Below are 25,275 nucleotides of genomic sequence, written 5' to 3'. Positions count from 1 at the left end.
TGTTTTCCCCTTCTTTTGACCTCTTGCCAAAAGCACTTATCTACATTATATCGATAGGAAAATAGACGTAAAGTATTATAACATTATTTTGTTATTAAGATGCTTTATTTTGTAAAAGATTGTTGAATTTTAGCAAAGTACAAAAAGAGCTGCAGCATACGGCAATATCCCGTTTTGCAGCTCTTCGGTTTGTTTAGCTTTCAGCAGGCAGGCATAGGCATCCTAACGTGATAACTTACTGCACAATCGCTGTCTCATGCTCAGCCAGCAATTGATAAGAGTCCAGCCTGCGCTCATAATCTGGTCCCGCTGTAACGAGAAGCAACCGTTCCGTGTCCAGTCTTCGACTCACTTGTTGCAATTGACCCCATACCTGCTCAGGTGTGCCTGCATAGTGCCGCGCCGCTTCGTTATGATCATCAGCACTAGCTGAATCCTTCGTGCGTGAGACCGAGTCCGTGCTGGGACTCGGCTCGGTCGAATGTTCTTTTCCATCCGCCTTGCGTCTCTCCACCATCTCACAACTCCAAGCCAGAGCATCCGTCTCTGACTTGGCACACAATACACTAACGGCCACCATAACCTCAGGCTCCTTCATGGTTGCACTGGGGATGAACCCTTCCCGGTACCGCCTTACAGCCTCTGTACCATCGGCATCACTCATGAATTGACCAAATACATACCCCATCCCAAACCGTGCCGCAAATTCTGCGCTCTTCACGTTGGTCCCAAGCATCCAGAGCGATAAAGGGAGCTTGGGAATCGGACGAGCTGTCACGGGATGATCCTCGTAGGTGTATCGGTCTTCAAGCAGTTCCGTCAATGCTGCAAGCGATTTAGGCAGCTTGGACACATGCTGCAAGTAATTGCCACTGAGTGCCATCGTGGCATGTGGTCCACCGCCAGGAGCTCGTCCGAGCCCCAGTTCTATGCGCCCTGGATAGAGCGCAGCAAGCAGACGGAACGACTCTGCCACCTTCAGCGGGCTGTAATGCGGCAACAGAACCGCACCAGAGCCAAGTTGAATCGTTGTCGTCCTTGCTCCGATATGGGAAAGTAACACTTCGGGAGATGCGGATGCCAGTTCAGCCATATCATGGTGCTCTGACGTCCAGTATCGGTTGTATCCCCACGCCTCAGCACGCTGAGCAAGTGTCACCGATTGCTGAAGAGCCTGTTCCGCTGTGGCATCGTTCAACCTTGGAACAAGGTCAAGTACGCCCAGACTGAACTTCTCACTCATTTTGGTAGCCAAGCGTCTCATCTCCCTTTGTCTCGATGAATTCTAATCCAGATCGTAGATGGAACCCACCTTCAGACCATAGAGTTCATTGTATATTTTCTCGGCAAATGCATCCGTCATTCCTGCAATATAATCAATCACCATGTGTTCCCAAGTCCAGATCGGCTGGGCTTTGGCTTGATCCTTCTCATACCGCTGCAGCCAGTCGGATGGAATAATGGATTTGGACGTTTCCGGATCGAGGAATGCATCCCATAATCGTTTAATCATCCACTCACTACGCTTCTGAAGACGCTGCACACGCAGATCTCGAATCATGGTCACCCAGGCAAAGCTCTTGAGCACACTTACCGTACGCAGCATGTCAAGGTCTTCAGCCCCTTCACGGACAAAGGTTACCTTCTTCCAGTCGCCATCATCAATAACGCCCAGACTACCTACAAAAAAGCTCACCCAGTAGGCTTTCACCTCACGGCGGGTACGCGAGTAATCATGCTCGCAGAACGGCATCTTCTCATTCCAGATGCGCAGGAACGAAGCGAGCACCTCTTCTACCTTTTGCCCAATGGCTTCTCGGGTCCATCCGTTCCAGAACAGATCCTCCAGCGTCGTAATCTTATCCACAATCAGTCGATTGACATACGGATCTTGCAGGAAATGCTCATGTACCTCAATTTTGCCTGCTTTGATGCCATCCTCCAGGTCATGCGAGGAGTATGCAATATCGTCGCACAGGTCCATCAGCTGCGCTTCCAGCGTCTTCTTGCCTGCCGGCATGTTCCAGCGATCACGGATCTCCCGAATATATTGCCACTCATGATGATACATGCCTTTTTTGCTCTCCGTGCCAGGGTACGGATATTTGTTAATTCCCAGCAATACTGCATCAGACAGGTTCAGCCCGTCGATATCTTCACGCTTTTCCAAGTGCATAATGAGGCGGAAGTTGTGCGCATTGCCTTCAAAATGCTCGTATTTTCGCTTAAGCTCTGCACGCACCTCGGATTCCGCCTTGGGAACTTTGGCGCCTCTACTTTTCTTCATGATTTTCTTCGTCTCGGTGTTGATCAGGTCATCCAGAATACCATCCAACACTTCTTCACCTTTATGTCCAAAAGGCGGGTGACCGAAGTCGTGTGCGATTGCAGCGCACTCCACCACTTCTGAATCTATAATGAGGCCGGGGCTGTCCGCCCGGTCCCAGTCTACCTCGGGAAAACGACGAATCAGGCTTCGGGCCGCCTCTCGTGCAATCTGTGCTACCTCCAGGGAATGGGTCAAGCGAGTACGATAATAATCGCCCGTTCCCGCGCCAAACACCTGCGATTTACCTTGTAACCGACGGAAGGTCGGTGAATGAATGAGTCTGGAATAGTCCCGTTCGTACGCTGCACGAGATCCATCCAATTTGGTTAGTTCGGGATATTGTCTATGTTCTCTCAGATCGTTCCATTGCATGGGGATCACTCCTAGCCGACTGTCTCTATTTTGAGTGATTATACACAACATCTGTGGTTTCGAAAAGTAAAACCTGTCTGTGATTGTCATCTCTTCTTACATCAACTTGTGATGAACAGTCATCTTCTCTTATTATACCCTGCCAGACTATCATCCGTGCATCTAAATGATAATGATTAATATTGAAATTACACTATCGTGACTAATGATGAAAAAAAGTGACTTACAGTTTGCGTCGCCGTTCCGGTTACGGATCGTTCTTATGGTCGCTGTTGTCTCCAGGTTTTCTGAATTCCCTTTACTAAGGGAAAAACCCGGGAATAGCTTATGCTTCCGATGCAGCTTTCTTTCAGAAAGCTTTCAGGCGAACGCTTCGCTTCTTCAGAATCGATTCCGTCCCCTTCACTACTTTTGCCGTTTGATTCACACCTAATCTAAATGACATTACATTCCCTATAAAGAGGGGATTTTTTCAAAACTTTGAAAGGCTAAAGAATCCTATTAAAACCTTCATCCATCTCTACAATGATAGTCTGCCTCCCCCACCCCGGTATGGGTAAAAAACAAAAAAAACCGACAGGACGGAGATGCCCTGTCGGAATGGAGATAGTGGGTGCAACGATGTTACACCATTACCTTACAGATATCGTTAGTGAACTCTACTGGATCCTGAATTGGCAATCCCTCAATCAGCAATGCTTGATGATACAGCAGGCTGGTGTACAGATTCAGCTTTTCCTGATCCTGCGCGAAAGCATCTTGCAGTGATTTGAAGACATCGTGGTTCACGTTGATTTCCAGCACTTTATCAGCCTGTACATTTTCACTGTTAGGCATAGCTTTCAGAATTTTCTCCATTTCAATCGTCAGCTCACCTTCGGTGGACAAACATACCGGGTGGCTTCTGAGACGTTTGGAAGCTTTAACCGCTTTGACTTTACCCGCCAATTGAGCTTGCATCGCTTCAAACAACTCTTTGTTGTCGTTGTCTTGCGCGTCCGTTTCTTCTTTGTCTGCGCTATCTTCGATACCCAGGTCACCACTGGAGATGGATTTGAATTCTTTCTCCTTGTAGTTCGTGATCATCTTGATCGCAAATTCATCAATGTCATCGGTAAAGTACAATACTTCGTACCCTTTCTCAAGAACACCCTCGATCTGTGGCAGCTTCTCAATACGACTAATTGACTCACCGGATGCATAATAGATGTACTTCTGATCTTCCGGCATTCTGGAGACGTACTCGTCCAGACTCACCAGCTTGTTCTCTTTGGAAGACGTGAACAACAGCAGATCCTGCAATGTATCCTTGTTCACACCATAGTCGCTGTATACGCCATATTTCAACTGACGGCCAAACGCTTGGTAGAACTTCTCGTAGTTCTCACGCTCGTCCTTCAGCAGGCTTTGCAGTTGGCTCTTGATTTTGTTCTTGATGTTCTTCGCGATCAGGCTCAGCTGACGGTCATGTTGCAACATCTCACGGGAGATGTTCAGGGACAGGTCTTCCGAATCCACCATACCTTTAACAAATCCGAAGTAATCTGGCAACAGATCCCCGCATTTATCCATGATCAATACACCGTTGGAGTAGAGTTCAAGGCCTTTTTCATACTCTTTCGTGTAGTAGTCAAACGGCGTGTTCTCCGGGATAAACAGGATTGCATTGTATACCACTGCGCCATCTGCGCTGATGTGCAGGTGTTTGAGCGGTTTGTCAAAACCGTAGCGTTTTTCCATATAGAAGTTGGTGTAGTCATCTTCGGTCAATTCACTTTTATTTTTACGCCAGATCGGCACCATGCTGTTCACGGTTTGCTCTTCTTGGTACTCTTCGAACTCGTTCTCTGTGCCCTCTTTCGGACGCTGACCCTTTACATCCATCTTGATCGGGTAGCGAATGAAGTCGGAGTATTTCTTGATGATAGATCTCAGGCGGTACTCTTCCAAAAATTCGTCATACGAATCTTCTTCGGTATTCTCTTTGATCGTCAGGACGATCTCTGTACCTACGGAGTCTTTTTCAGCCGGTGTAATGGTGTAACCATCTGCACCTTCGGACTCCCATTTCCATGCCTCGTCGCTGCCCAGCGTTTTACTCGTTACGGTCAGCTTGTCCGCCACCATGAATGCCGAGTAGAAACCAACCCCGAATTGTCCGATGATGTTGTGGCCGTCTTTGGCTTCATTTTCCTTCTTGAATGCCAGGGAACCACTCTTCGCGATAACCCCCAGATTGTTCTCCAGCTCTTCCTGCGTCATCCCGATTCCGGTATCCGTCAGTGTGAGTGTGCGGTTTTCTTTGTCGATGGTGAGCTTGATGAAGTAATCCTCTTTGTTGAAAACGAGCGCATCGTCCGTAAGTGCTCTGTAATAAATTTTATCAATGGCGTCACTGGAGTTGGAGATCAATTCTCTCAAAAAGATTTCTCTTTGGGTGTAAATGGAGTTGATCATCATATCCAGCAAACGTTTGGATTCTGCCTGGAATTCTTTTTTTGCCATGAGTGGTTGGACTCCTTTCAAATTGGATATCGAATGATTTAGTTGAAAAATAGGAAGTAGATCCTTGAGTTTTTCATGCAAAACTTACGGGTGCCAGAAAATCATTCGAAGCTTAAACGCTTGATTATCAAATCCACTAGATTGGCTAATCTCTAAAATGCATGACGTTCTGCAATGTAGCCGTTCCGGTTACGAATCGTTTTTCGGATCGCTGTTATCCCCGTATTTCTTTGATTCCCCTTATATAAGGGGGAAATCCGGTGATAAAGGCGAACGCTCTGCTTCCTCCAAATCGATTTCGTCCCCTGCACTACTTTCGCATTTGATCAGGAACTTGTTTGAGGATTAGGCCTTCTATTTAAATGGAATCTGTTAATTAAGCAAACATTTCGCTTCTTCAGGTCTGTTGCGCCCCTTGGCTTCGCATGTCCTACTCAGATTCAATATCTATTTTCAAAAACAGAATCATTCCATATGTAGTCGTGTAGTAAAAACATCATTTGTTAGCACTCTAATGATCGGAGTGCTAACCCCTTCCTTTTATATAACATATGGGAAAATTGGGTGTCAATACGCAGGCGGTTATTTTAACAAAAAGATCGAATAACCCTTCAACTTTTGCACATCACCAATCATTTTAACGTAATCCCGCAGGTAAAACAAAAGCCGACTCGAACCAAAGTTCGAACCGGCACGGGAAAAGAATGAATAAGTCGATGTTGAGACAGTGTTCAGTATCACAACAAATAGAGTTCCAGAGACGGAGTTAAAGAGACAGGGTTACAAATATAAGTTAGAGATAGAGATAGAGGTAACTGCAATTTCTACTTTTTCGCCATTTTTGGATCGAGGGTATCGCGGAGGCCATCGCCCATAAGGTTGAAGCCGAGAACAGTCAACATAATGGAAACGCCGGGGAAGATCAGTGTCCACGGTGCTTTTTGTATATACTGACGGGAGTCCGACAGCATTTTACCCCATTCCGGATCAGGTGGTTGCGCACCCATACCCAGAAATCCTAGCGCTGCTGCTTCGATGATCGCCGTACCAATCCCGAGTGTACCTTGCACGATCAGCGGAGTAAGGCTGTTGGGCAAGATGTGACGAAACAAGATTCGCCCGTTGCCCGCTCCAAGTGTCCGTGCCGACGTAATGAATTCCTCCTGTCTCAAGCTGAGTACCCGTGAACGCACCAATCTCCCATAGGTCGGGATGTTCACGATAGCGATGGCGAGCAGTGCATTTTGCAGCGACGGGCCCAATATTGCCACAATGGCAATAGCCAGCAGGATTCCCGGAAATGCGAGCAAAATATCAAATAGACGTGAGATGAGCATGTCCGCCCATTTCCCATAAAATCCAGCAATCAGACCAAGCAACGTACCTGCGATAATGGAACCAATGACGGAGAAGAAGCCTACCCACAATGAGATACGCGCCCCATGCAACACTCTGGAAAACACGTCACGTCCCAGATCATCGGTACCAAACCAATGCTCTGCCGAAGGAGCCTGAAGCCGATCCACCAGCACCTGTTCCTTGTAATCGTAAGGAGCGATGTATGGCGCCAGGAAAGCCAAGAGGATGAAAAATACAATGATAATCAAACCCGCAAGCGCAAGCCGATTTTTCCGAAACGTTCTCCACGCTTCCCGCCATGGACCGGATGTGCTCGCCGACGCAGCGTCAATGGATGGTCCGGTATTGGTCGATAATTTGGCCATGCGGCGTCTCCTTTCTTGGATATGAATATAACAAAAGATCAACGAGTTCTATTACTCTCAAGCACTGCGATTGCAGTACCATCTTCCGATCGCTGTTATCCCCAGATTTTACTGATCACCTTTTTAAAGGTGAAAATCTAGTGATAAATGCGAACGCTTCGCTTCTGCAGATTGGTTCTGCACTCTTCGTGTCGTGTAATTTTTACGGTTATCTTAAATTAAATTCCATTCATCAATCCAAATGATAAATCCCCTATTTATAACTAATCCGAGGATCGAACACGGCGTAGAGCAGGTCCACAATCAGGTTGATCACCACGAAAAAGAACGCCACGATCAGAATGCCACTCTGAATCACCGGATAGTCCCGCGAACTAATCGCTTCATATATATATCGTCCTACGCCCGGCCATGCAAAGATCGTTTCGGTCAACACCGCACCCCCGAGCAACGATCCGGTCTGGATACCGATCACGGTGAGCACGGGAATAAACGCATTTTTGAGGGCATGTCCATATACGACAAAAAACGGACCCAGTCCCTTCGCCTTCGCTGTACGAATGTAATCGGAACCCATCACTTCCAGCATGCTGGAACGGGTCATCCGGGCAATAACCGCCATCGGAATCGTTCCCAGTGCAACACTTGGCAGAATCAAATGTTTCGTTACGGTCCACAACTGATTCCATTGTCCAGCAATCATCGTATCCAGCACATACAAGCCTGTAATGGCTTCCACCGGATCACGTGCATTCATTCGTCCAATGGATGGCAACCACTGCAACTTGTTCGCGAACAACCATTGCTCCATCAGACCAAGCCAGAAGATCGGCATGGATACACCCACTAAAGCAATGACCATGCAGCAATAATCAAACCAGGAGTTGTGCTTCCATGCACTGACAATACCGGCGTTCACCCCAATAATGACAGCAAACAACATACTTGCCATCGTTAATTCGAGTGTTGCTGTCAGATAAGGCACAATTTCCTGGGCAATAGGCACCTTGGTGCGGATGGATGTTCCCAGATCGCCTTTGAGCAAATCGCCCAAGTAGGCAAAATATTGCTGGAACCAAGGTTTATCCAGCCCGAGCTGGTCACGAAGGGCCTGCTTGGATTGTTCGGTTGCCTTTTGCCCTAGTATCGTCTCAGCCGGGTCACCCGGAATGGCGTGGATGATGGAAAAGACGATCAGGGTCATACCCAGCAACACGGGCAGCAACACAAGCACACGTTTGACAATATAGCTGTTCAATCCTGTTCACCTGCCTTCGACATATCATCCAAAATAAAAAGCGCCGGCTGACACGCATGCTTTGGATAGTTACGTCCGGATGTAGGTTCTGCCAAGCATTGCGTCTCACCAGCGCTTTGAAAGAAAGAATAGTTAATGTGTTAGATGCAGATCCAGCTTTCCTCTGCGTTACTCAAAGTAGGCACCGGCATAGGATTCGCTGCCCAGCGGAGATGGTACGAAACCTTTCAGGTTCGATTTGCCCGCCAGAATTGGCGTGGTGTGCACGAGTGGAATCCACGGTGCGTCTTCCTTGATAATCACCTGTGCTTGTTTGTACAGTTCGGCACGTTTCTCCTGATCTGTTTCTTCCTGCGCATCGGTCAGCAACACATGCAACTCTTCGTTGACATAGAAGCTGCGGTTATTGCCCGGAATGGCGTCTTTATCCAGCAGCGTGTAAAGGAAGTTATCCGGGTCCCCGTTATCCCCCGTCCAGCCGAGCATGTAGATATCGTCTTTCACCCCGGCTTTGGCATCATCCAGATACGTCGCCCATTCTGGGGATTCAATGTTCGTGGTCACGCCAATTTTCTCAAAGTCAGCCTGGATTGCTTCCGCAACCTTCTTACCATCTGGCATATACGGACGGGATACCGGCATGGCATAGAAGGTTACCGGATCAGGCAATCCGTCAGGGAAGCCAGCTTCGGCCAGTAAAGCTTTGGCTTTTTCCAGATCATATGGATAATCTTCAATGGTATCGTTGTACCCCCACAGCGTTGGCGGCATTGGGTTCACTGCAGGCTCAGCTTGTCCCGCAAAGAACGCATCAATAAGGGCCTGCTTGTTCACAGCATGGTTAAGAGCTTGTCTGACTTTGACATTATCAAATGGTTTCTTCTTGAAGTTAAAGCCGATATACGCCACGTTGAACGGTGGACGCTCAATCTTCTGCAACTCGCTATTACCTTCAAGGATGGACAGATCGTCCGGATTCAGGTCTTCCATGACATCAATCTCGCCGTTTTGCAGGGCATTGAAGCGAGCCGTGTTATCCGGAATCGAACGCACGATCACTTTGTTCAGCTTCGGCAGTCCTTCTTTCCAGTAATCCGCGTTTTTCTCCAGGGTGATGGAGTCGTTACGCTTCCACTCTTTGAATACAAATGGCCCCGTGCCCACAGGCTCGCTCTTGAAATTTTCTTTTTTCTCCTGAATCGCGGTTGGACTGGCAATGCCAAATGGCGTCATCGCAATATTTTGCAGGAAAGGTGCTTGTGGCTGGTTCAATGTGAACTCCACCGTAGTTTCGTCTGTCGCCTTCACTTCCTTGATCACACGTCCGTCCTCTGGACCAAACATGGAATCGTAATAATCAAAGGAATCTCCTTCGAATTTATATTCACTCGCCGGATCACCCCAGCGGTTGAAGTTGAACACAACAGCCTCCGCGTTGAAGTCAGTTCCATCATGGAATTTCACACCGGACTTCAGCTTGAATACATACTTCAGCCCATCCGCCGAAATCTCCCAGCTCTCTGCCAGTCCAGGAACGACCTCTGTTCCGCCTTCCATGTAGTCCAGCAACGAGTCAAACACCTGATGTCCAATCTTGAGCGACTCTCCATCGGTTACAATCGCCGGGTCGAGTGCTACGGAATCCCCACCACGGCCCATAATCATCGTATCCTGCGCTACCGTTTCGGTTGGAGGGTCGGTTCCTTCCGCTGGAGCAGGTGTAGCCTCTCCACTCTCGTTACTGGAGCAACCGGACAACACCAATACGGTACTCAAGGCCATGGTTAGAACACCGGACATCCATTTTTGTCTCATTCGCATACGTACAACACCCTTCCCTGTCTCATAATGTGTGTGATGCTGGCATGAAAGATCTCCAATGTTGGCAATCGGTTTGGTGCTCTGTATCATATAAAAGGCTTTAGATGCCTTCGATACCTTTATTAAGGTTCTGAGAAAAGTAAGGCATGTATATGAAATGTAAAAACAGCCTGGATAGATGTAAATGTTAGATGGTGCACATGAATTGAGGACATGGATTAATTACATTTATAAAAAGAAGAGAAGGTTCGATAAAGCATCTTGTGAAATAAATCTATGAGATTGCTGTGTTTGATTGTTTCGTTTTATTTGAACTTAGGTCAATAAGCAACAGCGAGTGGTTTCGGACTGGTAACAGCAAGTTTAAGTCGGTAGATCGAACATACCGATGGGTGTGGGCACTATGCTGCTGGCTACGCTATAAAGCCTGTACATAAAGTGGGTCGTCTTGAACATGGAGTGGAAGCTAGACTAGGTATCGTTTGCAATACGGATGAAAGAAACTCAACATAGGCTAGGTTGTTTAGATGGTGTAAGTTGTTGATTACGGTGGCTTATTCTCTTGCAGATTGGATGTGTAAAACGTATGAGAGAGTCATCTTGAGATGCTGGATTGAACAGGGAGACATTACAATAACTTCTTATGTTATGGTTTTGTCATGATGAGGAGGATTATGGTTATAAACCGTAGTAAAAAAACATTTTCGTGTAACTTACTTTACATCACATTAATCAATTAGACAAGGGTTTTACAGACATATGTCTTCAACTTTATTATATGCGTTAGTATTACTTACACAAAACACAAAAAAGGAACACAGTTCGACAAAAAGCGTCCCGTGTCCCTTCTCCACTCCATCCACATTCAGATAAGATCAACCTGTCATTTGCTAAGAATCAGCTCCCTTTTTAAACAAACCTCTACGATGCATCACAGTAATAAAACGGTAAAAATCATAACTCGCCCCATTATCGATGCTGAACAATGGATTTTTAGCGTCATATGCAAGTGCTGCATCCACAGCTGCTTTCGCCCATACTGGAACTTCCATCTGCTGACGCGCCTGCAGTTTATCGACCTGGGATTTGAGCGCATCAAACGCTGCTTTCTCTTCGGCTGTCATCGGTTCGCCCCCTTTCGGTGGTTCGGCTGGCGGTTTCGGATTGGTCGGTTCCGTTGGCTCCGGTGGTTTCGGAGTCGCTGCTGCGTATCTTGCTCTGAGCTGTGCCGCTGTACCCTCGAATTCATTCATATCCACGTTGCCGCCAATGCCATTCACCTTGCCCGAATCCGTATACTGCCAGAACGTCCAACGCTTCCATGCTGGCTGGTCGTCCGGTACACGGGTGTTGCTGTAACGTGCGATCCACAGATCGTATGAGCTGAGTGATGTGTCAAAATTCCCGGCAAAAGAATTGCCCGTGTATATGATCGGTTTCACACCTGTCAGACGTTGCAATTCGGTTAAAAAAGCTTTGGCAACCGTATTCATCTGCGCTTTGCTCAGGTTGTCAGGGTTGTTCTCGTAGTCCATAACGGGTGGCAGTTGTAGCGCTTTAGCGCCTCCAACTTTGTTAAGTGTATTGGCGTAATGTGCCGCTTCTGCCTTGGCACCATCGGAGGATGTCGCGCGGAAGAAGTGATACGTTCCCACCAACATACCCGCTGCCAGTGCGCCTGTTACATTTTTCTGATAATTCGGATCGGTATACGTCTGTCCCTCGGTTGCCTTGATAAACACAAATGTCATGCCACTTGCCTTCACTTTGGCCCAGTCAATATTGCCCTGGTATCGGGAGACGTCAATGCCTTGTGTGTTGCCCGGAGTTCTTGTTTGCATGTTTCTCACACCCTTTATGCGGCAAATTGCCGTTTGTATCAGCATTTTACATCATTCGATTCAAGCGTTCCTGGGTACAAGTATAGACAGACTAAAGCATTCTGATCTATACATTGCTGATTGGATGTCACTCTCTGGATTGATGCAAAATGCTCTTATAGTTAATGCGGTTGAATTAAGGGTTGCTTGTGTGCGTGTCCCTTGTTGTTGGTAAAAGCAAGTTCAATGAGTATCTATCCACACTCTTAGGAAAACACACCAAGTTGGGTACGCGACCGTTCCAGATACGGATCGTTCTTCCGACCGCTCCGCTTCTTCAGAATCGATTCCGTCTCTTTCACTACTTGTAGTTAATGCGCAGACTTTCGACTCTGTAGTGCCCTATCTCTTGCCACAGGGCAATTTTGAATGAATGCTGAGTCCTTACTTCGTTTCATCTCTATTCTGTTGTTCAACGTCCTCATGATCTGACTGTACAAAAGATTCTCTGGAATCAGGAGTATAGTTACCGGAAATCCCCCCGTCTCCTCCCTTACCCTTGAGTACTTCAATAGCCTGTCGGATCACAGGCGGAATTGGTGCGCCCAACTTGCCCCCGTTTTCGATAATGGACAACAACTCATTTGCGATATAAAAAAAGGCAACCGCATCCCTGAACAAATGTCCGTCTCCCAGAACACCGTCCACCAGATGAGCCACCGATACCATTGCAAATATAAATACTTTTCGCGCGATGCCGAACATGCCAATGTTGCTTTCAAGCTTGCCGCTCATGCCCGCTGCCGCGATACCAGTTAGGTAGTCGAGGATGACGAATACGAGCAATACGCCCAGGACGCCTGACCAGCCTCCGAAGAAGTAGGTTACTGAGCTACTCATGAGTGCAATTCCCCATTTCCATAGGGTGTCCCATCGTTCCATGGTTTCACCTCTTTTGGTTCTACTGTTAAAATAAGTATTCTGTTTTCGTATTTCATTCAAATCAATTACAAAGAAATGAAACAATTTAATTTATAGAATTTTATTTACCTTGTATTTCCTTTCAATTAAATATAAATCCCATTCTATTTAAATTCTAATCGAAAAACGATGTTTTATTTTATCGTGCCTCCGGTACGAATAATTTCTGAAGTAGTACCTGATGGTTGTCCATTACTTTTAATAATACTCGACCCAAGAGATGCTTCAAATACAACATTATTAGAAGTACCTGAATTATTATCTGACATAACGTGTGAAAAAGAAATTGCTCTTATGGCTACATCTTTGTTTGATATATTACAGGAAAACACATCTACAAATGATCGAGATGCTTCCACACCATGTATCGTCTTGACAGAGTTATTTATAGCTAGATTTAGTTGTACATGTTGACAGTTACCAACACTTATAGCTGAGGTATATCTAGTAGAACCATCATAATTCACATTAACTCCACCAATCATGATGCGGCTTGAACATGCATAAAAACTTATGCGTCCATCAATAATACTAGTACTACTACTATCCCCAGTGATTAAAAGAAATCCTCCTCCTAAAAAGCCATCAAATGAAAGACTTTCTTTGTAAACTCCAGCCGAGATTCTGATATTGATATTATGATTTATAATTTTAGGTAGCATTGTTATAGCTTTATTGATAGTTTTGAAAGCACTATTACTCTGTAATCCTGTATTACTATCACTACCTGAATTAACATTCACGAAGTAAGTTAAATCATCTGTAGATGCACTTATTAACTTAATCCAAGAATTTCTTTCTAAATATTCCAAACTCCCTGTATTGACTCGTAAGCCATGGATCCCCACATTAGTTACCATTTTTTCAGAGTGTACATCTATATTAGTTTGTGTTTGTGCTATCAAAGAATTAGATTTTGTTGTGGCATCCCTAACAGCCTTCTCCGTCGCCGCCACCGTCTCAGACGTTCCATCCGTCTTGCTCGACAACTGCACCTTCCCTTTCTGCGTCAAAGACGCATCTGGAATATCCATCTGACTTACCGCTTCACGAAGCGTATCCAAATCAGCTTGCGTCGCAACGCCTGCATCAATCTTTTCAAAAATCCCGTTAATACTCTCCCGGGTTACGGTCTCGTTCCCCAAGGGAAGAGGTAATTTAAGTCGATCTGTTTCTTGCGGCATTACGCCCACACCTCCAGTTCATTCCACGTCAAGGACGCGGCGTCCAGTTCATCCCATGTTTTCTGTTTCTTATCCAAATCGTCCCACACCAGATAGCGATATTCATACTCCACAGCCATATGAGCCGGTTTCAGTTCATCAATCGCACGTTTGAGATCATCGATATTAGGCGGGATGCCCATCGTATCCACAAAGCTCACCGTAAAACTCCATTCTTCCGGCTGAAATGTCACATCCACTTTACCCCCGGCATACGCCTCAGCCACGTTCGTAACCAACCTGCCAGAAAACTTCCCGGCACCACGCAACTTCGATTCCACCACGGCGCGCCGCTGCTCAACTGGTTTGAGACGATCTGTCTCAATGCCAAGCTCCTGCTCCCAGAAGTCCAGCCCCCACGTCGCTGTACGAACAAAAAACTGCGCCAACGTCTCATCCAGCGCCTGGTACAGCAGATCCATTTCGGTGCCTTTGGCCTGCATATCGGCCTGCATGACGCGTGAAGTCTCATAATACCGTGGCAAATACGAGAACAGCTCCCGCCCTTTCTCACTCGTCAGTCCAACATCTGCAATAGAAGGAGCACTCATGCCCTGTCCCCTCCCTTCCTTGCACATCAACATGGAGCGTCTCGCTCACCAGCTCCAACCCGGATCGGTGTATTTCTCCCAATCTTCCTCTGTCTCCGCAATCCCCAATTACTTCTTCGTCCACGATCTGCACAACACTACTCATGCACATCCACCGTCCCCAGCACGGCGACCTGACTCGCGGTCATCTCAATATTCTGGTCGCTCACACCGTTCACGGTCAGCTCCGAATAGTCGATAATCGGCGGAATGTCCAGCAGGATCGCGGCAATGCGAGTATAACGAACGAGTGGATCGGCAAAAGCCAACTGCTTCAAATACGCGGTTACCCCGCGTTCGATCAATGCTCGCACATCGGCCAAAGTTGCATCACTTGCCAGCGTCAGCTTCACCTGAATGTTCATCGGCACTTCTTCTGCTGGCATCACAGACACCACTGGCCCTGCCGGGGCAACGCCTTCACCCTGTCCATCCTTCGTTGGGTCAACGTACTTCTGCACCGCCGCCACCAGATCGGTACCTGCAGCGCGTTTGTCCGTGTCCAGCAGATACAATCCCACCGTGCCTGGCCCCTCCCACAAAGGAATAACCCGCGTTGCACCAACACCTGGTACTTCACTGGCCCATTGCACATATTGCGACTTGTTGCCGCTGGTTCCTTGGTTGCGGACTTTGGCATAAAAACGTTCCAGCAGCGCCGTATCGGCCTCAATATCTGCACCGCCTTTGATCACATCAATGTTCGTGACAGAAGTCACGCCACTTACAGGTGTAGACAGTACAGTTACGGTGCCCGCAGGCACATTGCTTTCTTTTCCGGCAACAAGCGCTCGCACGCCTACCACCCCGGAACCCTCTGCATCCAGTTCCAAACGCCCCACCGTTTCATATTCGAGCGAAGCCTCAGCAGATACTTCATCCGCGAGCGTAGCCACGACCGTTCCCGCAGGCACCACTTTCCCCGGCGTACCCATGAACCTCACCGAACCCTGTGCCGCCACCGCAGCCCGCCGAGTAATGCCGTGCTCTCCCGCCCGCAGATCCAGCTCTTCCGAACGAAAATTCGGATCACTGCTCGCAGCAGTACTCGCAAAGCCACGCCGCAGTAATTCCTGCGCCCACAAAGCCGCCTCAGATAGCATAAACGCAACCGGAGCCTCCGCATCCCACAGAAACGAACCTTCCGACTTATCCAGATCCGCGGGTAGACGATCCAGCATGCGCTGCATAATCTGTTCCTCCGTCTGGTCCTCCAAATAACGCGGAATCTCAGCCATCCCGTCAGATCACCTCACTTTCCAGAATAAACATCTCTTCCTGCACACTCGCCACCCGGCACGAGAACATGCACTGCTCCCGATTCCAATCGAACGTAAACTGGTCTACCGAATCCGTGCGTGGATCAGCCAGCAGCGTCTCCGTCACCATCCGGGTAATCTCACTTTCTATCACACCTCGGCTATCACCCTGACCCACCAGATCCTCCAGCTCCGAACCATAGTCTCGGGAATAGATCACATGTCTGTACCTTGGCGTTTTCACGGCCTTAATGCACCACTGCACCCAGGCTTCGTGTGCACCCGCCGCAGCTACTTTGCCACTCGGGGTCAATACAAAATCCCCTGTATCGTAATCGAATCGCCAGCTCCGTCCAAAGCGTACCTCTTCCGAAGCCGCCCCCGACAGATCCTCCTCATCTCCCCATACCACACCCGTTTCCGGGAACAAACTAGGCATGCGCACTCACCACCTTACACAGCACCACAATGTCGTTACCGCCATTCACCCGCATCGCCAGTACACGATCTCCCGCTTTTAATCCCTTACCAAGAGACCACACCGCTTCTTCCACTTCTTCTTCTTGCAAAAGAAACCGTCCCGTGCCCGTCGTTCCGCCGTTTGCCACGTCAGATATACCGGAGATAGCGCCAGCAGCCTCGCGCTCCGGCAGTCCAAGCGTGCCCGGCAACTCGGCCACGAGATAATCCTGCACTTCGTGCTTGAAATCATCCAGCTTTACGCCGGATGAAGTCATCGTACCCAGTACCGCGCCCATTCCGCTCACAGCCTGACGGGAATGTGTGCTCATCGCACCCCGCATGACGTCGGCAAAATGCCCATATGGATCATCTTTATTCAAGGTAATACCTCCTTTTCACCAGCTCAGCTGTCCCCAGCTCCAACGTCATCGTTCCAGGCCCAGCGGATAGATCACGGCTGACCGACATAACGATTAGCTTCAGTCCTTTTAACAACACTGCGTCCCCGGCGCGAATCGTATTCACATCAGGTGCGGATATTGTAAAGGTCTCCTGAATACCCGTCAGATGACTTTTCGCCAGTTTTTTCGCGGCGGTTGTCGATTTCACCTGATCGTCTTCGATCAGCTTTTGCAATGTGCCCAGTTCTTCCACACCATTCTGCTCAATCGCGAGCACTTTGGAAGGAACTTCTTTGCCACTCGTAGACTCCGACGCTGCCATGACTTTAACTTTGGTGACCGCTCCTTCGAGCGTACGCATCTGGGTAAGATCAATAAGTCGATCCAGCTCATACACTTTCGTATTACTTCCTACCTGGTAAAGCTGCAACCCACCGGGTATCATCCGTGGATGGTACATGTCCCCGCCGGACTTCGCCGTTTCCTTCAAATCAGCAAACATCATCGAGAAAATCGTCTGTGACCGATACACGGCTTTGCCCAGCTTTGTCTTGGTTTCCGGCAGCGTAGCGTATGGAATCTTCCACTCTTTCGCGTAGGTTTTGAGTCTTTGCGTGGCAGTCTGATCTTTGGGCAGCAGGAACTCGTCCTCTGATTTTTCCAGATAAATCATCCGGTCGTACACCGTGAGAGAAAGCCGCTTAGTGCCGCTGTTCGAGCTTTCCACCTCCCAGATGACCGCAGGATGCAGCAGATGAACCATCGATTTTTCGCCAAAAGGAACCCCGCTAATCCGCACTGCCATGCCCGGTGAGATCGAAGGCAGACCGGAAGAGGCAGACACCGCCAGCCGGATGTTGGCCTGATACGCAATCTGGTCCAGCGAGTCCTTCAGCGTAATCGTCTCCACCAGCTTGGTGATGTCATATTTGTCGTCCACAATGACCTTGTAGGTCATGGCATCACCAGCTTTTGCCCGGGAGTGATCCGGTTCGGATCACTCCCGATGGTTTTCGCATTGAGCTTGTAAATCTCGTTCCATTTGGAACTGCTGCCCAGCTCCAGCTTTGCTATTTTGGAGAGGGAGTCGCCAGCTTTGACGGTGTAGGTCTTGCTGCTCTTTTTCAAATCCGTACGAGAACCTGACTTGCTCGCGGATGTATCCGCGCCGACCTTCTCCACCTTGGAATCCCGCCATGTGCGCAGCGTAATGTCGAAGTAAATATCCCCGCTCTCGCCGCCCCGGAAGGTCGTATTGTGCGAGATCAGAACCACCGGCACGTTCACCCCCGTGTTGGTGATGATGAAGCGCAGCGGTTTTTTCGATACCAGAAACGTATTCAACATATTCATCGCTATCCGCGGATCAGGCAACTCTTCGTACATGCAATAGGACGCATCATATTCTTTGGGAAAAAAAGAAGAGAAGGTGATCTCCTTCACCTTCTCTCCCTGCGCAAAATCAAACTCGCCATGCTCCAACATATTAATCGTTTCATATCCTTTGGAACGAGAGATTGTCAGTTCTTCCGGTTTCACCGGAAACTGGAACTTCGTTTTCCCATCGATCAGCGTAAATTCCATTCTGATCCCTTCCACGTTATCTTCAAATACAGTCATAAACGGCCTCCTTTCTGCTTAGGCCATAATGGTTTTACGGTTTTCCATGGCACGGCGTACTTCACCTACAATGCGTTGTCCAACTTGACGTGAAAGCCCGTCGTAGTCAATGGCATTTTCACGGACCGTCACCTGCACAGCGCCTTGAGGGACATTCACGGAGATCTGGTTAGTCGTCTCGGTTTTGAAATCCTTGAGGTAACCGGACAGACTGCTCATCTGGTCTTCAGATATCTGTACCGTCATCGTGGACGTTTTTCCAGTCGTCTGCGCGCCGTTACCAGGCGCCATCGCTTGGTTCTGCATCATGCTTGTACCCATTAACCCCGCAGATGTAGGTTGACCGACCTTGCTGTTCATATATGCAGTTGGGCCTGTCATGGTCAGCGCCGGTGGAATGTAGGCAGGTGCCATCTGCGGCCCTGTTGCAGCTGGAGACGGTGAAGCTACCGTTGCTGCCGAGACCGTCTTCTCTTCTTTTTTGGAACCAAATCCAAAGAAGCTGGATATACCATCAGTGATATTTTTTGTTTTCTCAGAGACGTAATCCGCTGCACCCGACAATGCGTCACCTACACCCTCAGTAGCGCTAGACATAAAGTTTCCAATATCCTTCGCTTTGCCTCCAATCCAGCCCCCTGCCTCACTGCCAACCCAACCACCTACTGCACCACCAACCCATGTTCCGATGCCTGGCAAAAGAACGCTACCGATGGCGCTACCAATCGCAGTACCTGCTGTGCCGCCAATCATGGAACCCACCGCTCGGCCACGTTCTTCCGGTGGTGCTGTCGCTACATTCGCCACATCAGCAAGCATGCTGATGGGTCCAAGCAACCTTTTGGCTCCTTTGGCAAAGCCACCGCCCAATTTACCAAGCATGCCATCACCTGAAAATAGATTCGACATTGCCGTTGGTGAACTGGACATGATGCCAGAGATGAGATTGGATCTCCTTCCACCAACATTTCTTCTGTTGTTAGCATTTCTGGCTTCATTAAAAGCACGATCTGAAGTATCTGTAATGATCGGACTTGGCGTTGGAACAGGAGTTGCTGTTGATGATCGATTCTTTCCACCGCGTCGTCCACCTACTCTCCGTGGGGGAGTTTCACTCGGATTGGCATTACCAGATCTTGAGCTGTTACGAGTTTGGCTTTTACCTTTCTTGCCCTCTGCCACTTCTGTACTTGCACTCGGATTAGACGCTTTATTCTTTTTAGCCTTTCGATCGGACATCCACTCTTTATATTTCTTACCAAGATCAGTAGCATTATTAAGAATATCTAATCCAGTACTGGTCCATTCCAGTGCTTTTTCCCACCACTTTTTATCTTCTTCTTTAGCCACATTATAAATCGTTGTATTATGACTCCCGATCACAACTGACGTGGACGACGCACTCGCCGGATTCATCTTACCCATCGCCACTTCGATCTTCTGCCGAACCTCAAGCGATACTGTTCCCGAAGCCGTAACCATCTGGTCCCTGAAACTGTTCAGTTTCGCCCATGCGCGATCCAGTGCCGGACTCAGCTTATCGATTAACCCAATCGTCGGTGTGATTCGCAGCCTGCTGATTCGCACAGCCATACTATAAATATGTTCCAACCTGCGTCCGGTCGTTCTCAGCTCATTGTTCACCTTGATCAGACTCTGATATCGAACTCTGCCCAGACGTTCGGTTGAGCGTTGGATCTGATCCAGATAACGAAGGGTTGTCCGCATTTCCGCATTAGATTTGGATAAACCTACAATCATTTCTGCCATTTTTTCACCTCCTGCCCTATATCGTTATCGATTCATTTGCGAGGTGATCGCTGACATTTCCTCTTCAGAAAACGCAATTAACAGCGAACGCTCCCCACGTGGCAAAGACCAGAACTCTCCGGGCCGGAGATGATGACGCACCCACATGTGATACAGGAACGTGGTCATCCCGCCGGAGTGAATCAGTTTTTTAGGTCTTCAATCTCCACACCGAAGCCGGACAACTCCAACACTTTATCGCCTACGGCATCCAACTCACCAGCAAGCAGCATGCGGCGAACCGCTTGTTCCCCACCGGACAGCTTCATGCGGCCGGTAATGCGGGTGTCTCCCCAGCCGGAGAGTTCCAGGCTGCGGACTTTCAATTTCACGGTTGCCTCAGAAATGAGCAACGCGTTAAACGTCTCGGTGTCCACCTTTTCCTCGGTGCGGCCTTTGGTCGTTTTTCGAATCGTACAGCGTTCGCGAATGTGATCCACTTTGGAGGATGTCAGTCCACGCAAGGTCAACAGCAGATCCAGACGCTGAATGCGCACATTCTCCTCTGGCAAACGTTCTGCTGCTTCAAACAACTGATCCAAAATCTGTTCTTCGGACATATTTTCATTCATACTCATCGGGCGTTATCTCCTTCTTATTTCACAAATGGGTTCAAGACATCATCCAAGCCTGTAGAGACCACAAAGAGACCGAGATCATCTCGGCCTGCATTGGTGTCCATATGATATGAAGTAACTAAGCAATCACGCTTGAGCAAACAAGCTCAATCACGTGCCTATTGCAAAGCTTAGTTCGCAACAATTGGATTCAATAAATCAAATCCTTCAAACGTAAAGCCTGTTTCCTCTGGCACTTCTTCGCCGGCTGTCCAGTTGGCAAGCTGGATTTTGTCCACCATGCAACCTTTTAGCAATACACTCTCATGTCCATATGATTCAGGGTCGTTCAGCTTCGAAATGATTTGGAATTTGGTGAAGCCGCGCTGGATCATATCCGAAGTGACTTTGTAACCAGTCATCGTACCCGTTCCTTTTTTTGCGCCGTTTTTGTGCACTTTCCAGTCGTTACCGACCAGATTCAGCTCACGCTTTTCAATCTCCACACTCGCTTCCAACTTATTAATGTTCGTCTGCCACACACCATCGATATGCAACTGACCATGGGTACCTAGAATCACTCTTGACGCGTCCAACATATATTTTCCTCCTTGGGTTCGTTGAACTAATAAATATTACACGGTATAACTCTGCAGTCAGAACAATCTTCCGATCGCTGTTATCCCCAGATTTTTTTGATTCCTTTTTATAAAGGGAAAATCCGGGGGATAAAGGCGAGCGCTTCGCTTCTTCAGATTTTTTCTGCCCTCTCCGTTATCGTGTAAACCAGCAGTTCAACGTATAGTAGTAATTCAGAAAAACAGTTCTTTCCTTCCACACAACCTTATTGCACGTAAAATGTACCAAACAACTGCTCCATCACATCGGTCAGCTTCACATTCCATTGCAGGAATACCTGATCTGCTTCCGGTTTAAGAACTGGTGCCGCGCCATAATATGCCGGGTCGAGAATGACATCATAACCGTCAGCTTCAATCACATTGCTCTGTGCGAGCAGCGCCAAATAGGCCTTCATGGCACTGATCAGTGCCTGACGACCCTCTTCGGTATTGTTTACTTTACCGATATACGTATCTTCCGCGGAGCGCTGCAAATCCGTGTTGATCGCATCCAATACACGAATGGAACGGATTTTTTTCCACGCATTATTCTGTCCAGCGGCCGGGGTTACGAGTGTGTTTACACCGCGAAGTGCTTTCACCTGACGTCCATCATGGAAGAAAATAAATACGCCATTCTGTACTGCCTGCTCCTGTTCTGCACGTGTCCAGCGACGTGTAACGTCATCGAACGGAGTAGCTGCATAAGTTGTGGATTGGTTCAGACGTTGTCCGGCGATCAGTCCTGCAACATAGGCGGACGTTTCCGCCGAGCTGTAGAATGCATCCCCAAGGCGCACGCCTGTACCGACATTAATCACACCTTCATGGTTGAGCGTAAGCGAACGTGCTGCTGCTTTTTGTGCTGCTGTAGCAGAAGTGTCGTCAGCTGCGGAACCGCCAAATACAGCTACCACCGGTTTGCCTTCACCACGCACACGTTTCACCCATGCCGCAAAACTCGCAAGCAGAGGCGCATCAGCCGCCTGATCCAAAGCCAAAACGTCGAATTGCTCCCCTTCCAGCGCACCCTGTACAGCAATGTATTCCGCATTGGTCAGGTCATCGTTGCCACTTCCCCCGCCTTTGAATGCCGCACCCGCAACGGTAGCAACCACACCCGTACCATCACCAATGGCCTGCGCCGTTACCCAGACATTTCGTTCATCCGCATTCATCTCTTTCGCCAGAGAAGCTGCTGTAATATCCGCTGTCAGGAGCGCATACAACATCCGGTTACCTTCAAAAAGGCGCACTTCATGCTTCGTATTATCAATCACACCCGGCTGGATTGTAACGTAGAATCCATTTGCACGATCCCCCGGATATTTCGCATCCAGTTGCAGCACATTTGCATCACTGCTGTCCTTCAAGCTAAGCGTGGCTGCTTTGGCCGCAGCACTTGCTACCCGATAAGCGAGCAACTTCTTTGGTCCGCCCAACAGGGCGAGCTTCAAGGACGTATAGGCCGTGCCGTTATCCAGTACATTCGCCGCATAGATACGTTCAATCGCCGCTTCGCTCCCCACTTCAACAAATGTCCCTACCGGACCCCAGTTCGCCTTGATCGGCACAACGACAGTTCCCCGTGTTCCGGCCTGAATGGCCGAAGATGCTGCCGCCTGAAAATTCATATATAAGCCCGGAAGGACCGGACGATTCGTTTGTTCCCAAGTTCCACCTGCCATTATCCCTTCACCTTCGCTTTCATAAATTGGTTAATTCGTTCCTGCGTTTCTTCAATGGAAAATGTCTCTTGCGCTACTTCGTACAGCGCACCGTACAGCACCTCTGCCTTAACGGCAAAGAGGGCTTCTGCATGATTCATCAGTTCGGCCCTTGTATACCGCGGGGCTGACTGTTTGCCTTTTTTCACTGAGCTTGCCATTGCCATCTCACCTCATTGTTGGACTGATATTTACACCAGCACTTCGATGACAAAATAACTTCCGATCGCTGTTATCCCCAGATTTTTTGTTTCCTTCTTTTAGGAGGTAAAATCCGGGGATAAAGGCGAACGCTTCGCTTCTTCAAGTTATTTGTGCCCTCTCCGTAATCGTGTAAATTTAATTGAACTTAGATATCTTGAAGCTATATTTTTGACCTATGAATTTTTGATCCTATGAACCTATGAATTTGAAGCTATAGTGTTGAATCTACATCCATCATTTCAAAGCTATAATCTGGAACCACCCCATAATAGAAGGTTCCTCTCGACTAACGTTTACTCCATGCCTTTGCTATGGTGAATCTCACGGATGAATGGCACATCGGTACCTGGACGACGAATCCGCTGTTGCAACGTCAGGCGAATCTGACCGTTCAGATAAGCATCCGTCTGCAGATCTGCCGTGACCTCATCCACCGTTACATACCTTGTGTTACCTTCGTGTTCTTCGCCACCCGTTTCATTGACGGCAAGACGAGCTTGCACCGCAAGTTTCTCGACCAACCGAGTAACCGTATGCCGTGTTAGCATTGGATGATCGGTGAGTACATGCCCAATCCACTGTTGTCGAACCTCCAATGCCGAAGTCCCTGCCACAGACGTGCCGCATCCGGCCAATCGCCATAACACAGACGGCTTTTCGTACCCACCAGGCCAGACATCCCCATACACCGACCAATTCAAGCCAAGTTCCTGCTGTGTCCAGCCTTGAAGCGCAGCTAGCCATCCATCTCCCGTTTCAGCGAGAGAATCTCCAGAGCCTTCGGGAACATACACCCCAAACCGCAGATTGCGTGTAAGCATTCCAGACCCTGCATCCACCCGGTCACTATCTGTAGAACCCAAATAGATGCAAGTGAAGGCCCCGCCTGCTTCATCCACCAACCTTACCTGATGCAACCCTTCGATTAGATCAGCTGACCAAGCTTCCACTTGTTCAGCGCCGCTATCTTCCGGACGAGCATATGGTGAGATTTTAATGATCCGTCGATATCCTGCCCAGGAAGACTTCGGCACCTCTTCGGCAAACGTAACGACTGCACAAGACCCAGTTAGCATTTCGCCTGACGCTGGAACATCCAGCACACGACCGTCCCAATCTGGAACAAGTACAGCGAGCTTTTGTTTCAGCGTTTTTTTAATGAGCGTACTCAATGTACTGGTGCTCATGGCAGTGCTAATCTCATTTCTCATAGACACATTCATTTCGCCCCCTTTGGCTGCAAGTTCAAGATCTGCCCGCATATTGCAGCGATACGCAGCAGCAGTAGAATCCCCCTTTAACACAGCGTCTGAATGACTACCGAACCCTTGCAGGGACTACTTCACCGCATCAAAAAGACCGGCCTCTTGGCCGGTCTGTACATTAGCGTATGTGCTTTCGGTGTGTCCCTTGCTATTGATCCGATAATACAATCTTACACCCTTTCATCCCTAACGCGGATGGTGTTCCGTACGACTTCGGTGCGATTAAGGGCGTCGTTCGGGTGGAAAAAAGACGATTCTGGAATCATCCTTTAAAGGATACCTAAGTAAGCATTAAGATCAATGAATTGATAAATTTATCCAAATATATTAATATTTCATTATCAAATTCGTTGTCGCTTACTTAAAAGAGAGAGGAATACCTATGAGTAAAACATTCAAGATCACTTCACTTGTCGTCTTATCATTTATACTCGGGATATCCTGCTGGGCCTACTTCGGACTGCTTGGTAATCCACTCAAGAAAAATGATGCTGAACAACAGGTAACCACTTACCTGATTGAACGGAAAGGTTACTCACCCGAACAGCTTATCGAAGTAAAAGGTACATACTCTTCAAAAAGCTCTGAAGCACCTTACGGTGCCTCAGTAACATTCGCGGATGAACTGGAAGCGAAGTATCAATACATCATTTTTAACAACGGAGAGATTAAGCAGTACAGTCACACCAGTAATCACTCCAAACACGAGGAGCCCATGGTGAGATAAC

The 25,275-nt window shown here is 48.2% G+C and carries 22 protein-coding genes; 1 reads left to right on the top strand and 21 read right to left on the bottom strand.

Annotated elements, in window-relative coordinates:
• Window positions 1–235: 235 nt before the first annotated feature.
• The 21 genes from M1D71_RS05840 to M1D71_RS05740 all read right to left on the bottom strand — a co-directional run bounded on the left by M1D71_RS05840 (window position 236) and on the right by M1D71_RS05740 (window position 24,499).
• Window positions 236–1,264, bottom strand: coding sequence for an MsnO8 family LLM class oxidoreductase (locus tag M1D71_RS05840; protein ID WP_458125655.1), 1,029 nt, complete (start codon window positions 1,262–1,264; stop codon window positions 236–238).
• 21 nt (window positions 1,265–1,285) lie between these two features.
• The gene (locus M1D71_RS05835) at window positions 1,286–2,701 is read right to left on the bottom strand and encodes a deoxyguanosinetriphosphate triphosphohydrolase family protein (protein WP_458125654.1); all 1,416 of its coding nucleotides are present in this window, start codon (window positions 2,699–2,701) and stop codon (window positions 1,286–1,288) included.
• A 624-nt stretch (window positions 2,702–3,325) separates the two neighbouring features.
• Window positions 3,326–5,206 (bottom strand): molecular chaperone HtpG, encoded by a 1,881-nt coding sequence (gene htpG / locus M1D71_RS05830; RefSeq protein ID WP_458125653.1) that lies wholly within the window; start codon window positions 5,204–5,206, stop codon window positions 3,326–3,328.
• Window positions 5,207–6,030: 824 nt separating this feature from the next.
• Window positions 6,031–6,930, bottom strand: coding sequence for a nickel transporter permease (nikC, locus tag M1D71_RS05825; RefSeq protein ID WP_458125652.1), 900 nt, complete (start codon window positions 6,928–6,930; stop codon window positions 6,031–6,033).
• Between the two features lie 253 nt (window positions 6,931–7,183).
• Window positions 7,184–8,188: an ABC transporter permease gene (locus M1D71_RS05820; RefSeq protein WP_458125651.1), complete on the bottom strand. Its 1,005-nt coding sequence runs from the start codon at window positions 8,186–8,188 to the stop codon at window positions 7,184–7,186.
• 168 nt (window positions 8,189–8,356) lie between these two features.
• Window positions 8,357–10,003: an ABC transporter substrate-binding protein gene (locus M1D71_RS05815; RefSeq protein ID WP_458127180.1), complete on the bottom strand. Its 1,647-nt coding sequence runs from the start codon at window positions 10,001–10,003 to the stop codon at window positions 8,357–8,359.
• A gap of 896 nt (window positions 10,004–10,899) precedes the next feature.
• On the bottom strand, window positions 10,900–11,850 hold the full coding sequence (locus M1D71_RS05810; RefSeq protein WP_458125650.1) for a glycoside hydrolase family 25 protein: 951 nt from the start codon (window positions 11,848–11,850) through the stop codon (window positions 10,900–10,902).
• Between the two features lie 423 nt (window positions 11,851–12,273).
• On the bottom strand, window positions 12,274–12,771 hold the full coding sequence (locus tag M1D71_RS05805) for a phage holin family protein (protein ID WP_458125649.1): 498 nt from the start codon (window positions 12,769–12,771) through the stop codon (window positions 12,274–12,276).
• Window positions 12,772–12,944: 173 nt separating this feature from the next.
• The gene (locus tag M1D71_RS05800) at window positions 12,945–13,994 is read right to left on the bottom strand and encodes a tail fiber protein (protein ID WP_458125648.1); all 1,050 of its coding nucleotides are present in this window, start codon (window positions 13,992–13,994) and stop codon (window positions 12,945–12,947) included.
• On the bottom strand, window positions 13,994–14,584 hold the full coding sequence (locus M1D71_RS05795) for a YmfQ family protein (protein ID WP_458125647.1): 591 nt from the start codon (window positions 14,582–14,584) through the stop codon (window positions 13,994–13,996). The genes M1D71_RS05800 and M1D71_RS05795 overlap by 1 nt, the downstream gene beginning before the upstream one ends.
• Before the next feature lie 137 nt (window positions 14,585–14,721).
• Window positions 14,722–15,861 (bottom strand): baseplate J/gp47 family protein, encoded by a 1,140-nt coding sequence (locus M1D71_RS05790; protein WP_458125646.1) that lies wholly within the window; start codon window positions 15,859–15,861, stop codon window positions 14,722–14,724.
• 4 nt (window positions 15,862–15,865) lie between these two features.
• Complete coding sequence (locus M1D71_RS05785) at window positions 15,866–16,321, bottom strand: DUF2634 domain-containing protein (protein WP_458125645.1); 456 nt, start codon at window positions 16,319–16,321, stop codon at window positions 15,866–15,868.
• Window positions 16,314–16,724, bottom strand: coding sequence for a hypothetical protein (locus tag M1D71_RS05780; protein ID WP_421887400.1), 411 nt, complete (start codon window positions 16,722–16,724; stop codon window positions 16,314–16,316). The genes M1D71_RS05785 and M1D71_RS05780 overlap by 8 nt, the downstream gene beginning before the upstream one ends.
• A complete protein-coding gene (locus tag M1D71_RS05775) occupies window positions 16,717–17,703 on the bottom strand; it encodes an XkdQ/YqbQ family protein (protein WP_458125644.1) in 987 nt (328 codons plus the stop codon). Before M1D71_RS05775 ends, M1D71_RS05780 begins: the two co-directional genes overlap by 8 nt.
• Window positions 17,700–18,329 carry a LysM peptidoglycan-binding domain-containing protein gene (locus M1D71_RS05770; RefSeq protein WP_458127179.1) on the bottom strand — a complete coding sequence of 210 codons (630 nt, stop codon included), beginning with the start codon at window positions 18,327–18,329 and terminating at the stop codon, window positions 17,700–17,702. Before M1D71_RS05770 ends, M1D71_RS05775 begins: the two co-directional genes overlap by 4 nt.
• Window positions 18,330–18,383: 54 nt before the next feature.
• The gene (locus tag M1D71_RS05765; protein WP_458125643.1) at window positions 18,384–20,135 is read right to left on the bottom strand and encodes a hypothetical protein; all 1,752 of its coding nucleotides are present in this window, start codon (window positions 20,133–20,135) and stop codon (window positions 18,384–18,386) included.
• Between the two features lie 182 nt (window positions 20,136–20,317).
• Window positions 20,318–20,752, bottom strand: coding sequence for a phage tail assembly chaperone (locus M1D71_RS05760; RefSeq protein WP_017690174.1), 435 nt, complete (start codon window positions 20,750–20,752; stop codon window positions 20,318–20,320).
• Between the two features lie 170 nt (window positions 20,753–20,922).
• Window positions 20,923–21,330, bottom strand: coding sequence for a phage tail tube protein (locus M1D71_RS05755; protein ID WP_024632938.1), 408 nt, complete (start codon window positions 21,328–21,330; stop codon window positions 20,923–20,925).
• Between the two features lie 245 nt (window positions 21,331–21,575).
• Entirely contained in the window at window positions 21,576–23,039 is a 1,464-nt protein-coding gene (locus M1D71_RS05750) for a phage tail sheath subtilisin-like domain-containing protein (RefSeq protein WP_458125642.1), read from the bottom strand.
• A complete protein-coding gene (locus tag M1D71_RS05745) occupies window positions 23,039–23,239 on the bottom strand; it encodes a hypothetical protein (protein ID WP_458125641.1) in 201 nt (66 codons plus the stop codon). Before M1D71_RS05745 ends, M1D71_RS05750 begins: the two co-directional genes overlap by 1 nt.
• 336 nt (window positions 23,240–23,575) lie before the next feature.
• The gene (locus M1D71_RS05740; protein WP_458125640.1) at window positions 23,576–24,499 is read right to left on the bottom strand and encodes a hypothetical protein; all 924 of its coding nucleotides are present in this window, start codon (window positions 24,497–24,499) and stop codon (window positions 23,576–23,578) included.
• Between the two features lie 430 nt (window positions 24,500–24,929).
• Here M1D71_RS05740 and M1D71_RS05735 point away from each other — a divergent pair, with 430 nt between their 5' ends.
• Window positions 24,930–25,274, top strand: a complete 345-nt coding sequence (locus tag M1D71_RS05735) for a YfjL-like protein (protein WP_458125639.1) — start codon at window positions 24,930–24,932, stop codon at window positions 25,272–25,274.
• The last annotated feature ends 1 nt before the right edge of the window (window position 25,275 follow it).

Source organism: Paenibacillus sp. Z3-2 (genome assembly GCF_054161325.1).
The sequence above is the reverse complement of the archived record's forward strand: the minus strand, read 5'-3'. Positions and strand labels throughout refer to the sequence as shown.

Bases quoted from the DNA above. Each gene is read 5' to 3' on its own strand.
- M1D71_RS05840 (WP_458125655.1), bottom strand. From the start codon at position 1,264: ATGAGACGCTTGGCTACCAAAATGAGTGAGAAGTTCAGTCTGGGCGTA.
- M1D71_RS05835 (WP_458125654.1), bottom strand. From the start codon at position 2,701: ATGCAATGGAACGATCTGAGAGAACATAGACAATATCCCGAACTAACC.
- htpG (WP_458125653.1), bottom strand. From the start codon at position 5,206: ATGGCAAAAAAAGAATTCCAGGCAGAATCCAAACGTTTGCTGGATATG.
- nikC (WP_458125652.1), bottom strand. From the start codon at position 6,930: ATGGCCAAATTATCGACCAATACCGGACCATCCATTGACGCTGCGTCG.
- M1D71_RS05815 (WP_458127180.1), bottom strand. From the start codon at position 10,003: ATGAGACAAAAATGGATGTCCGGTGTTCTAACCATGGCCTTGAGTACC.
- M1D71_RS05810 (WP_458125650.1), bottom strand. From the start codon at position 11,850: ATGCAAACAAGAACTCCGGGCAACACACAAGGCATTGACGTCTCCCGA.
- M1D71_RS05805 (WP_458125649.1), bottom strand. From the start codon at position 12,771: ATGGAACGATGGGACACCCTATGGAAATGGGGAATTGCACTCATGAGT.
- M1D71_RS05800 (WP_458125648.1), bottom strand. From the start codon at position 13,994: ATGCCGCAAGAAACAGATCGACTTAAATTACCTCTTCCCTTGGGGAAC.
- M1D71_RS05795 (WP_458125647.1), bottom strand. From the start codon at position 14,584: ATGAGTGCTCCTTCTATTGCAGATGTTGGACTGACGAGTGAGAAAGGG.
- M1D71_RS05790 (WP_458125646.1), bottom strand. From the start codon at position 15,861: ATGGCTGAGATTCCGCGTTATTTGGAGGACCAGACGGAGGAACAGATT.
- M1D71_RS05785 (WP_458125645.1), bottom strand. From the start codon at position 16,321: ATGCCTAGTTTGTTCCCGGAAACGGGTGTGGTATGGGGAGATGAGGAG.
- M1D71_RS05775 (WP_458125644.1), bottom strand. From the start codon at position 17,703: ATGACCTACAAGGTCATTGTGGACGACAAATATGACATCACCAAGCTG.
- M1D71_RS05770 (WP_458127179.1), bottom strand. From the start codon at position 18,329: ATGGAATTTACGCTGATCGATGGGAAAACGAAGTTCCAGTTTCCGGTG.
- M1D71_RS05765 (WP_458125643.1), bottom strand. From the start codon at position 20,135: ATGGCAGAAATGATTGTAGGTTTATCCAAATCTAATGCGGAAATGCGG.
- M1D71_RS05760 (WP_017690174.1), bottom strand. From the start codon at position 20,752: ATGAGTATGAATGAAAATATGTCCGAAGAACAGATTTTGGATCAGTTG.
- M1D71_RS05755 (WP_024632938.1), bottom strand. From the start codon at position 21,330: ATGTTGGACGCGTCAAGAGTGATTCTAGGTACCCATGGTCAGTTGCAT.
- M1D71_RS05750 (WP_458125642.1), bottom strand. From the start codon at position 23,039: ATGGCAGGTGGAACTTGGGAACAAACGAATCGTCCGGTCCTTCCGGGC.
- M1D71_RS05745 (WP_458125641.1), bottom strand. From the start codon at position 23,239: ATGGCAAGCTCAGTGAAAAAAGGCAAACAGTCAGCCCCGCGGTATACA.
- M1D71_RS05735 (WP_458125639.1), top strand. From the start codon at position 24,930: ATGAGTAAAACATTCAAGATCACTTCACTTGTCGTCTTATCATTTATA.